The organism is Streptomyces sp. NPDC088810 (assembly GCF_044750305.1).
In the GTDB taxonomy this organism is placed as follows: Bacteria; Actinomycetota; Actinomycetes; order Streptomycetales; family Streptomycetaceae; genus Streptomyces.
On sequence record NZ_JBIVJQ010000001.1, the window covers coordinates 1 to 12,115 of the forward strand.

9 protein-coding genes and 2 rRNA genes are annotated in these 12,115 nt (G+C 73.0%); 6 read left to right on the forward strand and 5 right to left on the reverse strand.

From position 1 onward, the window contains the following. Together ACIP4Y_RS00005 and rrf are read left to right on the forward strand one after the other, a co-directional pair. Positions 1–73: ribosomal RNA gene (locus ACIP4Y_RS00005) — 23S ribosomal RNA — on the forward strand; the annotation flags it as partial. Positions 74–159: 86 nt separating this feature from the next. Next, positions 160–276 (forward strand): 5S ribosomal RNA (gene rrf, locus ACIP4Y_RS00010). A 92-nt stretch (positions 277–368) separates the two neighbouring features. Here rrf and ACIP4Y_RS00015 read toward each other — a convergent pair. Genes ACIP4Y_RS00015 through ACIP4Y_RS00035 form a run of 5 tightly spaced genes read right to left on the reverse strand, consistent with a single transcriptional unit; the run spans position 369 to position 6,042 of the window. Next, positions 369–1,679, reverse strand: a complete 1,311-nt coding sequence (locus tag ACIP4Y_RS00015) for a DUF58 domain-containing protein (protein ID WP_401385674.1) — start codon at positions 1,677–1,679, stop codon at positions 369–371. Beyond that, positions 1,679–2,668, reverse strand: a complete 990-nt coding sequence (locus ACIP4Y_RS00020; protein WP_401385676.1) for an AAA family ATPase — start codon at positions 2,666–2,668, stop codon at positions 1,679–1,681. Before ACIP4Y_RS00020 ends, ACIP4Y_RS00015 begins: the two co-directional genes overlap by 1 nt. Next, positions 2,668–3,867 carry a DUF4350 domain-containing protein gene (locus tag ACIP4Y_RS00025; RefSeq protein WP_401385678.1) on the reverse strand — a complete coding sequence of 400 codons (1,200 nt, stop codon included), beginning with the start codon at positions 3,865–3,867 and terminating at the stop codon, positions 2,668–2,670. The genes ACIP4Y_RS00020 and ACIP4Y_RS00025 overlap by 1 nt, the downstream gene beginning before the upstream one ends. Further along, on the reverse strand, positions 3,864–4,652 hold the full coding sequence (locus ACIP4Y_RS00030; RefSeq protein WP_401385680.1) for a DUF4129 domain-containing protein: 789 nt from the start codon (positions 4,650–4,652) through the stop codon (positions 3,864–3,866). Before ACIP4Y_RS00030 ends, ACIP4Y_RS00025 begins: the two co-directional genes overlap by 4 nt. A 4-nt stretch (positions 4,653–4,656) precedes the next feature. After that, entirely contained in the window at positions 4,657–6,042 is a 1,386-nt protein-coding gene (locus ACIP4Y_RS00035) for a glycerophosphoryl diester phosphodiesterase membrane domain-containing protein (protein WP_401385682.1), read from the reverse strand. A 140-nt stretch (positions 6,043–6,182) separates the two neighbouring features. Between ACIP4Y_RS00035 and mtnA the strand changes: the two genes are divergently transcribed. The 4 genes from mtnA (at position 6,183) to ACIP4Y_RS00055 (ending at position 12,064) form a co-directional block, all read left to right on the forward strand. Beyond that, entirely contained in the window at positions 6,183–7,334 is a 1,152-nt protein-coding gene (gene mtnA / locus ACIP4Y_RS00040) for an S-methyl-5-thioribose-1-phosphate isomerase (protein WP_401385684.1), read from the forward strand. A gap of 117 nt (positions 7,335–7,451) precedes the next feature. Further along, positions 7,452–8,141: a two-component system response regulator MtrA gene (gene mtrA / locus ACIP4Y_RS00045; protein ID WP_191870552.1), complete on the forward strand. Its 690-nt coding sequence runs from the start codon at positions 7,452–7,454 to the stop codon at positions 8,139–8,141. A 1-nt stretch (position 8,142) separates the two neighbouring features. Continuing rightward, positions 8,143–10,242 (forward strand): MtrAB system histidine kinase MtrB, encoded by a 2,100-nt coding sequence (gene mtrB / locus ACIP4Y_RS00050; protein WP_401385687.1) that lies wholly within the window; start codon positions 8,143–8,145, stop codon positions 10,240–10,242. Beyond that, positions 10,232–12,064, forward strand: coding sequence for an LpqB family beta-propeller domain-containing protein (locus ACIP4Y_RS00055; RefSeq protein ID WP_401385689.1), 1,833 nt, complete (start codon positions 10,232–10,234; stop codon positions 12,062–12,064). The genes mtrB and ACIP4Y_RS00055 overlap by 11 nt, the downstream gene beginning before the upstream one ends. Positions 12,065–12,115 lie beyond the last annotated feature (51 nt).

A 12,115-nucleotide genomic window follows, 5' to 3' on the forward strand; every position in this document is an offset into this window, starting at 1 on the left:
GTTGATAGGCCGGATCTGGAAGCACGGTAACGTGTGGAGGTGACCGGTACTAATAGGCCGAGGGCTTGTCCTCAGTTGCTCGCGTCCACTGTGTTGGTTCTGAAACCACGAACAGCCCCATGTGCCACACATGGTGCGGCGTTCACAGTTTCATAGTGTTTCGGTGGTCATAGCGTGAGGGAAACGCCCGGTTACATTCCGAACCCGGAAGCTAAGCCTCACAGCGCCGATGGTACTGCAGGGGGGACCCTGTGGGAGAGTAGGACGCCGCCGAACAATTTTTGAGAAAACCCCCGCACTTCGGTGCGGGGGTTTTCTGCGTTCTGGAGCTTTTTACGTCCCCGAAGGGGCGGCGGCAGAGAAACCGCTCAGAGCCGACCCGCTGCTTTCAGAGCCAGATAAGCGTCCGCCAGCGCCGGCGCCAAATCCTCCGGAGTCGCATCCACCACCGTCACCCCATGACGTCGGAGCTGTTCCGCCGTGCGCCGACGCTCGCTCTGCGCCTGGGCCGCTGCCGCCGCCTCGTACACCGCCTCCGCGTTGCCCCGGGCCTGCGCCATGCGGGCAATGTGCGGGTCGGCTACCGAGGCGACCAGAACAGTGTGGCGTTGGGTGAGCTGTGGGAGCACAGGCAGCAGGCCCTGTTCGACCGGTGCAGCGTCCAGCGTCGTGAGGAGCACGATCAGGGAACGCCGTGGCGCGGTTCGCAGGGCGGTGGCGGTGAGACCACGGGCGTCGGTTTCGACCAGTTCCGGTTCCAGCGTGGCCATCGCATTGACCACGGAAGGCAGCACGTCGCCTGCCGAGCGCCCCTGGACCAGGGCGCGCACCCGACGGCCGTAGGCGAGCAGGGCGACGCGGTCGCCGGCGCGGGAGGCGAGGGCCGCCAGCAGCAGAGCAGCGTCCATTGAGGCGTCCAGGCGTGGGGCGTCGCCCACGCGGCCGGCCGAGGTACGGCCGGTGTCCAGGACCAGGAGGATGTGCCGGTCGCGCTCGGGGCGCCAGGTGCGGACGGCGACGGCGGACTGCCGGGCCGTGGCTCGCCAGTCGATCGAGCGGGTGTCGTCTCCGGGGACGTACTCGCGCAGGCTGTCGAACTCGGTTCCCTCGCCACGGGTCAGGACGCTGGTGCGGCCGTCCAGTTCACGCAATCGGGCGAGTTTCGACGGCAGGTGCTTGCGGCTCGTGAACGGGGGCAGAACTCGTACTGTCCAGGGCACCTTGTGGGCGCCCTGGCGGGAGAACAGGCCGAGGGGGCCGTAGGAGCGGATCGTGACACGGTCGGCCTGGCGGTCGCCGCGGCGGGTGGGGCGCAGCCGTGTCGTCACGCGTCGGCGTTCGCCCGGAGGCACGGTCAGCCGGTGCCGGGAGGCCTCGATCTCGGTACCCGGCTGCCAGCTGCTCGGAGGCCAGGCGTCCCGCAGCCGGGCCCGCAGCGGGCGACGGGAGGGGTTCGTGATCGTGAGCGTGACGTCGGCGGTGTCGCCGAGACGGGTGGAGGTGTCGCCGGAGCGGTCCAGCAGGAGACGGCGTACCGGCGCGGCCAGTGCGTAGTCGCAGGCGCAGGCCAGGGCCAGGGGGCCGTTGACCGCGAGGATGCCCGTCCAGCCTGGTTCCAGGATGCCGATGGGGATCGAGCCGAGGGCCGCGAGCAGGGCGGCGCGTCCGGTGAGTGCCATCAGCGGGGGACCGGGACGTGGGCGAGGATGGCGTTGATGACCGAGTCGGCGGTCACGCCCTCCATCTCCGCCTCGGGGCGCAGCTGGATGCGGTGGCGCAGCGTGGGCAGGGCGAGCGCCTTCACATCGTCGGGGATGACGTAGTCGCGGCCCGTCAGCCAGGCCCAGGCGCGTGAGGTGGCGAGCAGGGCGGTGGCGCCGCGCGGGGAGACGCCCAGGGTGAGGGAGGGCGACTCGCGGGTGGCGCGGCAGATGTCCACGACGTAGGCGGTGATCTCGGGGGAGACGGTCGTCCTCGCGACCGCGGCGCGGGCCGCCTCCAGGTCGGCGGGGCCGGCGACCGGGCGTACGCCGGCGGCGCGCAGGTCGCGCGGGTTGAAGCCGGAGGCGTGCCGGGTGAGGACGTCGATCTCGTCCTGGCGGGACGGCAGAGGGATCGTCAGTTTCAGCAGGAAACGGTCGAGTTGGGCTTCGGGGAGGGGATAGGTGCCCTCGTACTCGACCGGGTTCTGGGTTGCGGCGACGAGGAACGGCTCGGGAAGCGGGCGCGGGGTGCCGTCGACCGTGACCTGACGTTCCTCCATGGCCTCCAGGAGGGACGACTGGGTCTTGGGCGGGGTGCGGTTGATCTCGTCCGCGAGGAGGAGGTTGGTGAAGACCGGGCCGGGCTGGAAGGAGAACTCGGCGGTGCGGGTGTCGTAGACGAGGGAGCCGGTGACGTCACTCGGCATCAGGTCCGGGGTGAACTGGACGCGTTTGGTGTCGAGTTCGAGTGCGGATGCGAGGGTGCGGACGAGCAACGTTTTGGCGACCCCGGGGACTCCTTCCAGTAGTACGTGTCCGCGGCAGAGGAGGGCGACGACGAGGCCGGTCACGGCGGGGTCCTGGCCGACCACGGCTTTGGCGATCTCGGCGCGCAGGGCTTCCAGGGAGGCGCGTGCGGTGCCCGCGTCTCCGCTCTGCCCGGCGTTGTCAGTGGTCGGGTCCATCATGAACGGCGTACCTCTCTTTCGAGGGCGTCGAGTTGGTCGGTGAGTGCGATGAGGGCCGCGTCGTCGCCGGGCGGCGGTCCGAAGAGGAGGGAGTGCAGGGTCTGTCCGTCGCCGGAGAGGTGGGCGGACAGGGCGGGGAGCAGGGCCTCGGGCGCGTGCGCCTGGGCGACGGGGACGCCTACGAGGGGGGCGAGGCGGGTGCGGGTGCCGGCGCGCAGAGCGGCGGCAGCGCGGTCGCGGGCATGGGCCTTGCGGTACAGGCGGGCGCGGCCTTCGGCGGTCTCCGAGGCGCGGATCGCGACGGGGAGATTCTCGGGCACGAGCGGGCCGAAGCGGCGGGCCCGCCAGAAGGCGGCGAGGGCCGCCGCGATGAAGAGCTGCACGGTGGCCCACAGCCATCCCGAGGGGAGCAGGTCGAGGAAGTTCTTCCGCTCGTCGCTATCGGTGGTGACGGTGTCGGACAGCGAGGGGAGGTACCAGACCAGATGGGGGCGGGAGCCGAGGAGTTGCAGGGCGAGCGAGGCGTTGCCCTGCTCGTCGAGGCGGTCGTTGTAGAGGATGTCGGGCGCGCCGAGCACGACGGCGTCGCCGCCTCCGGAGGCCGCGGGGATGCGCAGCAGGGTGGCGAGGCGTTCGCTGGGGTAGCAGGAGTCGGCGTCGAGGTGGGTGGTGGTGTAGCGGATGCCGCCGGTGTCGGCGGTGCCCGCGCGCCGGGCCTCGGGCAGGGCGCAGTTCGGGGCGAGCGTGTCTTCACCGCTGGTGGCGGGGTCCGCGGCGACCCCGGGGGCGAGACGTTCGACGGACCAGCTGCCGGCCGCGACCAGGATGGTCCGCCCGCCGGAGGTTGCCGTCGCCGAGTGGAGCTCGGTCTGTTGACGATGGGTCAACCGGTCGGGTACGGCAACCAGCAGGGTGGTGTCCGGGCCGGCGGCGGCGCGGGCGGCACCGAGCGAGGTGACGACGCGGGTGGAGACGCCCCGCTCGGCGAGGAGTTGGGCGACGGCGCGGCTGCCGTAGGGGTCGGCGGAGCGCGGGTCCAGTTCCCCGTGCCGGGCGGTGGAGCGTACGGCGGCCATGGCGACGGCGGCGGCCAGGAGCACGACGACGGCGAACGCGATGCCCCGGGCGCGGGTCCACACCTGGCGGCCGGCCGGCGCGGTGGAGGTGGTCGTCGTAGGGGTTGCCTCGGTGGTCACTCGGCTGCCCCCTGGCGGGCGCTGTGTGCCGTGGTAGCGGCGCTGGCGGGGCTGGTGGCGAGGGTCGGTTTGGTGCTTCGGAGGTCGCGGTCGAGTTCGGCGAGTCGATGGTACGACTGCTCGCCGGCCCTGCGTCCGCCGTATGTGACGTCGTCGAACTCGCGGGCGGCGGCGCGCAGTCGGTCCGTGTGCGCGGGGAGGACGCGGCCGGCCTCGGCCACTGCTTCGTCGGCGGTGCGGCCGGGGCGTACGTCGAGCAGGGCTCGTTCCTCCAGGGAGCGGACGAGGGCCCGCATGCGCTCCTGGACGGCCTGGTTCCAGTGGCCCTGGGCCGCGTGTGCCTCGCTGGCCGCCCGGTGTTCGGCGGCGCTGCGGAGGCGCTCGTCGAACAGGACGGCGGCGGAGACGGGTTGGCGGCGGGGGGTGCCCAGGCGCCACCACAGGGCGGCCAGAACGGCGACGACGAAGAGGATCACGACGAGCAGGCCGGCCGTGCCCCCGGGGGTGGCCGAGGCGGCCGCGCCGAACAGCCGGTCGACCCAGTCCCAGAACGCGTTCAGGGCGCGCTGGAGCAGGCTGGGGTCGTTCTCGTGGTACATCCGCTTGGACAGCTCGCGTCGGGCCGCCTCGCGGGCGGGATCACGCGGGATGGTCACCGGGGGCTCGTCTCCCGAGCCGCCGGCCGCGAGCACGGCCCGGTCCGGCACGTGCAGCAGCTGCCGTACGAGCGAGGCGGCGGCGCCCGATGGGACCGCCGCCGTGAGCACTGCCCCCGTGAGGCTCACCGCATCAGCTCCCGGGGACGGGGCCGGGGGCGCCGGGGCCGTAGCCCTGGACACCGGCGGCGCGGGCCAGTTCGAGGTCGAGGGCCTCGCGGCGGATGCGCAGGTCGATGTAGAGGAGCACGGTGACGCCGGCGCTGATCGGAAGGGTGAGCGTGGTGCCGATCAGGGAGCCGATCCCCCGGATGATCAGGAACGCCCAGCCGACGCGTTCGCCGCTGGTGCCGAGGAAGTTGCCCATGCCGTCGCCGCTCACGGCGGCCCCGATGAGGGCGAACGGGATGGTGACGATCGCCGAGACGATGTTGGCGATGAGCCAGGCGAGCAGCTGGATGCCGAGGACGCGCCACCAGGAGCCGCGCACGAGCTTGGCGGAGCGGCCCATGGACGTGGTGATGCTCTGGCGCTCCAGCATCAGGGCGGGGGCGGCCAGGTAGTAGCGGATGGCCAGCCACACCGCGACGACGACGCCGCCGAGGATGCCGAGGGCGAACAGCGCGGCTCCGCCGGCGTCGCTGCCACCGGCGATCAGGACCAGGAAGCCGGGCAGGGCGCCGGCGACGATCACACCGACGGTGATCAGGCCGAGCAGGATGAGCAGCCCGGCCAGCTTCGGGATCTGCGGGCGGGCCTCACGCCAGGCCTCCCCGGTGCTGACCGGCTTGCCGAGGACGGCGCGGCTGGTGATGGTCGTGAGCAGGGCGGTCGCGACGATGACGGCGGCCGCGGAGATCACCGTGACGATGCCGGTGCCGAGCATGGACTCGCGCAGGGCGCGGTACACGTCGTCGGGGGTGGCGGTCCGGCTGTCGAGCTGCGCGCCGGCGAGGGCGTCGTTGAGCAAGAAGCCCTGCACGAGGACGAGGCAGGTGTCCGTGACCGCGGCGACGGCCAGTGCGATGCCGAGGACCGTGCGCCAGTAGGTGCGCATGGTGGCCACGGCGCCGTCCAGGATCTCGCCGACGCCGAGCGGGCGCAGCGGGATGACACCGGGCTTGGCCGCGGGCGGGGGACCGCCCCAGCCGCCGCCCCAGGCGGGGTAGCCGCCGGGGGTGCCGTGACCGCCGTGGCCGGGTGGCGGGCCGCCGTATCCGCCGCCGTAGCCGCCGGGGCCAGGGCCGCCGGGCTGCTGGCCGCCCCAGCCCGGGCCGGGCGGTGGGGGCGGCGGGGCCTGGTGGGGGCTGGGGGCACCGGTGGGGGCCGACCACTGGCCGGGTGGCGGCTGCTCCTTGGACCATTTCCCGCCCGGGCCCTGCGCGTCCGGGCCCGGCTGGGGCGCGGGTTCGGTGGGGCCGGGGCGGTCGGCGGGCTCGGCGGGACCGGACGCACCGGGTTCCCGACCCTCGGACGACGGGGCGGATCCGGGCGAGGCCCAGCCCGGAGTGTCTGTCATCGAAGCTCCTTCTCGGTGCCCGTCCGCGGTCGCGGCGGCAGGTTGGCAGCCATCGTGCCATGGGCTGGTCACCGGGGGATCGGCCGCGGTCGGGGCTGGACTCCTTCAATTGTCCGCCGGATCCGGGGCAGACTGACGGCATGGCTGATCTGCAGGAGCGAACCAGCGGGGACAAGCGGCCGACCGAGATACCTGCGATCCGATGGGAGGAACCACCAGAAGGTCCCGTGCTGGTCCTTCTCGATCAGACGAGGCTCCCGGCCGAAGAGGTCGAGCTGGTGTGCACGGACGCGGCGGCGCTGGTGGAGGCGATCCGTTCGCTCGCCGTGCGCGGGGCGCCGCTGCTCGGGATCGCGGGGGCGTACGGCGTCGCGCTCGCCGCCGCGCGCGGCTTCGACGTGGCCGAGGCGGCCCGGGCGCTCGAGGAAGCCAGGCCCACCGCGGTGAATCTGTCCGTCGGGGTGCGCCGGGCCGAGGCCGCGCACCGGGCGGCGCTGGCCAGTACCGGTGACCCCACCGCGGCCGCGGTGGCGGCGCTGGCCGCGGCGCGGGCGCTGCACCAGGAGGATGCCGAGGCCAGCGCCCGGATGGCGGCTCATGGTCTGGCGCTGCTGGACGAGCTGCTGCCCGGCGGCGGGCACCGGATCCTGACCCACTGCAACACCGGTTCGTTGGTGTCGGGCGGGGAGGGCACGGCCTTCGCGGTGGCTCTGGCGGCGCACCGGGTGGGGCGGCTGCGGCGGCTGTGGGTGGACGAGACGCGTCCGCTGCTGCAGGGCGCTCGCCTGACGGCGTACGAGGCGGCCCGCAGCGACATGGCGTACACGCTGCTCACGGACAACGCGGCGGGTTCCCTGTTCGCGGCGGGTGAGGTGGACGCGGTGTTGATCGGGGCGGACCGGATCGCCGCCGACGGCTCGGTGGCGAACAAGGTGGGGAGCTATCCGCTGGCGGTGCTCGCCCGGTACCACCATGTGCCGTTCATCGTGGTGGCGCCGTTGACGACGGTCGACCTGGACACGCCCGACGGGGCGTCCATCGAGGTCGAGCAGCGCCCCGGCTTCGAGGTGACCGAGGTCGCGGCGCCGCAGGTGCCGGTGGCGGGGGCCGGTGGCGGGGTTCCGGTGGCTCCGCTGGGGACGCAGGCGTACAACCCGGCGTTCGACGTGACGCCGCCCGAGCTGGTGACGGCCGTCGTCACCGAGGAGGGCGCCGTCTCCCCCGTGACGGCCGAGGCTCTGGCGGAGATGTGTGCCAGGTCTGCGGCCGGGGCGCAGCCGACGGCGCGGTGAGAGCCGTAGCGACATCGACGTCGACGGACAGGGGCAGACAGTGACGGCCCCGTACGACTATCGTCACCGGCCAGTGACCTCGCTCACCAGCGCCTCTGTCACTGTTACGAGAATGGGATGATGTCGTTTATGAAGGGACGAGTCCTTGTCGTCGACGACGACACAGCACTGGCCGAGATGCTCGGGATCGTGCTGCGTGGTGAAGGTTTTGAGCCGTCTTTCGTAGCCGACGGCGACAAGGCGCTGGCCGCTTTCCGTGAGACCAAACCCGACTTGGTGCTGCTCGACCTGATGCTGCCCGGACGGGACGGCATCGAGGTCTGCCGGCTGATCCGGGCGGAGTCCGGGGTGCCGATCGTGATGCTCACGGCCAAGAGCGACACCGTCGATGTCGTCGTGGGTCTGGAGTCCGGCGCCGACGACTACATCGTCAAGCCGTTCAAGCCGAAGGAGCTGGTGGCCCGCATCCGGGCGCGGCTGCGCAGGTCGGAGGAGCCGGCGCCGGAGCAGCTCACCATCGGTGACCTGGTCATCGATGTCGCCGGGCACTCGGTGAAGCGGGACGGGCAGTCGATAGCGCTGACCCCGCTGGAGTTCGACCTGCTGGTCGCGCTCGCGCGCAAGCCGTGGCAGGTGTTCACCCGCGAGGTGCTGCTCGAGCAGGTGTGGGGCTACCGGCACGCGGCCGACACGCGGCTCGTCAACGTGCACGTCCAGCGGCTGCGCTCCAAGGTCGAGAAGGATCCGGAGCGGCCGGAGATCGTGGTGACCGTCCGTGGTGTCGGTTACAAGGCCGGACCGAGCTGACATGTCCGGGGACAGCGCCGCTTCGGCCCCCGGCGGTTCCGGGGCCCGTCCGGGGCGGCCTGTCGGCCGGCCGGCGGCGGGTGCACGCCTGCGGGCCCTGTTTCACGGCGGGCTGCTGAACGGCGGGGTCCAGGGCAGCCCGGTGCTGCGGATGTTCCTGCGCTGGGTGCGCCGTCCGCTGCTGCCGGTGATGCGGCTGTGGCGGCGCAACATCCAGCTCAGGGTCGTCGCCACCACCCTGCTGATGTCGCTGGGTGTCGTCCTGCTGCTGGGCTTCGTCGTGATCGGGCAGGTGCGCAACGGCCTGCTGGACGCGAAGGTGAAGGCGTCGCAGAGCCAGGCCACGGGCGGGTTCGCGGTGGCCAAGCAGAAGGCCGACGAGGCGGCCAGTGGTACCGGTGCGGCCACCGGTGACGGGACGTCGACCGCGGACGGGCGGCAGTCGGAGACCGTCATCCCGTGGATGAGCGACCTCGTGGAGTCGCTGTCCAGCGGTGGCGCGGGCGCCTTCGAGGTGGTGACGCTGCCCGTGGGCGACGACAGCGGCGGTGGCCGCAGCCCGCGCGGCTCCGGGAACGTCAACCCGACCTCCAGCGTGCCCGTGGCCCTGCGCGAGCGGGTGAACAGCGGTACGACGGCTGTCCAGAGCAACACGCGGATCGTCTACGACGGCGGCAAGGAATCGCAGCCGGGCCTCGCCATCGGCAAGCAGGTCAACGACCCCAACGGCCGTCCGTACGAGCTGTACTTCCTCTTCCCGCTCACGCAGGAGGAAAAGTCCCTGAGCCTGGTCAAGGGCACCCTCGCCACGGCCGGGCTGTTCGTCGTCGTCCTCCTGGGCGCCATCGCCTGGCTGGTGGTGCGGCAGGTCGTCACGCCGGTGCGGATGGCGGCCGGGATCGCGGAGCGGCTGTCCGCCGGGCGGCTGCAGGAGCGGATGAAGGTCACCGGCGAGGACGACATCGCCCGTCTGGGCGAGGCCTTCAACAAGATGGCGCAGAACCTGCAGGTCAAGATCCAGCAGCTGGAGGACCTGTCGCGGATGCAGCGGCGGTTCGTCTCCGATGTGTCGCACGAGCTGCGCACCCCGCTGACCACCGTCCGGATGGCCGCCGACGTCATCCACGAGGCGCGTGAGGACTTCGACCCGGTGACCGCGCGGTCGGCCGAGCTGCTCGCCGACCAGCTGGACCGGTTCGAGTCGCTGCTCGCGGACCTGTTGGAGATCAGCCGTTTCGACGCCGGCGCGGCGGCGCTGGAGGCCGAGCCGATCGACCTCAGGGAGGTCGTCCGGCGGGTGGTGAGCGGTGCCGAACCGCTGGCCGAGCGCAAGGGCACGCACATACGGGTGGTCGGCGACCAGCAGCCCGTCGTCGCCGAGGCGGACGCCCGGCGCGTGGAGCGCGTCCTGCGCAACCTGGTCGTGAACGCCGTCGAGCACGGCGAGGGCAAGGACGTCGTGGTCAAGCTCGCCGCGGCGGGCGGGGCCGTGGCCATCGCGGTGCGGGACTACGGCGTCGGGCTGAAGCCCGGTGAGGCGACCCGGGTCTTCAGCCGCTTCTGGCGGGCCGACCCGGCACGCGCGCGTACCACCGGCGGCACCGGCCTCGGGCTGTCGATCGCCCTGGAGGACGCGCGGCTGCACGGCGGCTGGCTCCAGGCCTGGGGCGAGCCCGGCGGCGGCTCCCAGTTCCGGCTGACGCTGCCCCGGACCGCGGACGAGCCGCTGCGGGGCTCGCCGATACCGCTGGAGCCCAAGGACTCGCGCCGCAACCGCGGCCTGGCCGACGCCGGTGCGCCCCGCGAGGGCGAGGAGAAGCGGGCGACCGTCCCGGTGCAGCAGGCCGGCGCGCAGGCGCCCGCGCTGCCGCCGAGGACGCCGATCGCGCCGCGGCTGTCCGCCGCGACCCCCGCCGCCGACCCGACCGCCCTGCCGGGCAACGGCAACGGCGCGCGCGTGGTGCCCCGGCCCACCGGCGGCGCCCGGCGTCCGGGCGACGGGCCCGCCGCACGTCCGGCGCACGAGGCGAGCGGGGACCGGCCGGACACGGCCACGCCGAAGGACTCGACCGAGCCAGGGGAGGCTTTTCGTGGCCGCTGACCGCACGGGGGGCGCACGGCGGCGGCCGGCGCGCGCGGTGGCGTACGCCGCCTTGGGTGTCGTACTGCTGGCCGGTTGTGCCTCGATGCCCGACAGCGGGGACCTGCGGGACGTGGAGTCCACGCCGCGGCAGGACACCGGTGTGCGGGTGTTCGCCATGCCGCCGGCCGACGGCGCCGGCCCGGGCGAGATCATGCAGGGCTTCCTGGAGGCCCTGACCAGCGACGACCCGGGGTACGACACGGCACGCAAGTACCTGACGGCCGACGCGGCGGGCAAGTGGCGGCCGGAGCGGTCGACCACCGTCCTCGCGAACGGGCCGACCATCGAGACGGACTGCCGCCCGGGCGGCCGGGAGGAGACCAACAGCGTCACCTGCGTGCTGGCCGGCACCCGGGTCGCCACGGTCGACGCGCAGCAGGCCTACCAGCCCGCCGACGGCTCCTACCGCAAGAAGCTGCACCTCACGAAGAACCCCAAGAGCGGGCAGTGGCGGATCGACGGGCTGCCCGACGGCGTCGTCATGGGCAAGTCGGACTTCCAGCGGAACTACACGTCCGTCGACAAGTACTACTTCGCCTCCAACACGGCGGTCGGGGCGAGCGGGCAGCCGGTGGCGGTCGCCGACCCGGTGTTCGTGCGCAGCAAGGTGGACCCGATGACCCAGATGGTCCGCTCGCTGCTGAAGGGGCCCACCACCTGGCTCGGGCCGGTGGTCAGGTCCAGCTTCCCGACCGGTACGGCGCTGGAGAAGGGCGTGTCCGGGCTGGCACCGGACGACCAGAACAGGCTGACGGTGCCGCTGAACCTCGAGCCGTCGCAGGTCGCGGCGAGCAAGTGCACCGAGATGGCGACGCAGGTGATGTTCACCCTGCGGAACCTCGCGCCGACGCTGGAGTCCGTCGAGCTGCAGGGCACCGGCGGCGACCGGCTGTGCGAACTGACCGAGGAGCGCGCCGAGTCGGCCGCCTGGCACGGTTCGTCCAAGCGCCCCGAGTACCTGTACTTCCTCGACGGCAAGCACCGGGCGGTACGGATGCAGGCCGGGAGCACCGGCACCGGGTCCGTTCCGGTGCCGGGTCCGCTGGGCGAGGGCGGCAAGGGGCTGCAGTCGCTCGCGGTGTCGCGGGACGAGCACACCGCGGCCGGGGTCGGTGACGAGGGCAGGTCGCTGTACGTGACGTCGCTGGCGTCGGGCGGTTCGCTCGGCGAGCCGCCGGTGACCAGTGACGGTCCGACCCCCGCCGAGCGGCTGACCACACCGAGCTGGGACGCCCGCGGCGATCTGTGGGTGGTCGACCGTGATCCGCACCGGCCCGGGCTGTTCGTGCTGGAGCAGGGTGTCACCAAGTCGGAGCAGGTGGCCTTGCCGGACCTGTCCGGTCGGATCGAGGACGTCCGGGTGGCCGCGGACGGGGCGCGGATCGCGCTGGTCGTGGCGAAGGACGGCAAGCAGTCCCTGTTCATCGGCCGGATCCAGCGCGACGACGGGACCGGGCAGGGCATCTCGGTCGACGGTCTGCGGTCGGCGGCGCCGGACCTGGAGCAGGTCAGCGCCATCTCCTGGGCCGGGGACAGCAGGCTGCTCGTCGTCGGGCAGGAGCAGGGCGGCGTGCCGCAGATGCGGTACGTCCAGGTCGACGGCTCCACGCTCGACGGTCCGGCGCCGGGCGCGCTCACCAGCGTCAAGGCGATCGCCGCGTCCGAGGACGAGCGGGTGCCGCTGGTGGCCTACTCGGAGGACGGGATCGTACGGCTGCCGTCCGGGGCCCAGTGGCAGAAGGTCGACAAGGACGGGACCGCGCCGGTCTATCCGGGCTGACCGCCGGGTCCGTCCGGGCCGACGGCCGCGCGCTCTCGTAGGCGGCTGGGC

What these genes read in the sequence shown, in the direction of transcription:
- ACIP4Y_RS00015 (WP_401385674.1), bottom strand. Translation starts at nt 1,679, where the DNA reads ATGGCACTCACCGGACGCGCCGCCCTGCTCGCGGCCCTCGGCTCGATC.
- ACIP4Y_RS00020 (WP_401385676.1), bottom strand. Translation starts at nt 2,668, where the DNA reads ATGGACCCGACCACTGACAACGCCGGGCAGAGCGGAGACGCGGGCACC.
- ACIP4Y_RS00035 (WP_401385682.1), bottom strand. Translation starts at nt 6,042, where the DNA reads ATGACAGACACTCCGGGCTGGGCCTCGCCCGGATCCGCCCCGTCGTCC.
- mtnA (WP_401385684.1), top strand. Translation starts at nt 6,183, where the DNA reads ATGGCTGATCTGCAGGAGCGAACCAGCGGGGACAAGCGGCCGACCGAG.
- mtrA (WP_191870552.1), top strand. Translation starts at nt 7,452, where the DNA reads ATGATGTCGTTTATGAAGGGACGAGTCCTTGTCGTCGACGACGACACA.
- mtrB (WP_401385687.1), top strand. Translation starts at nt 8,143, where the DNA reads ATGTCCGGGGACAGCGCCGCTTCGGCCCCCGGCGGTTCCGGGGCCCGT.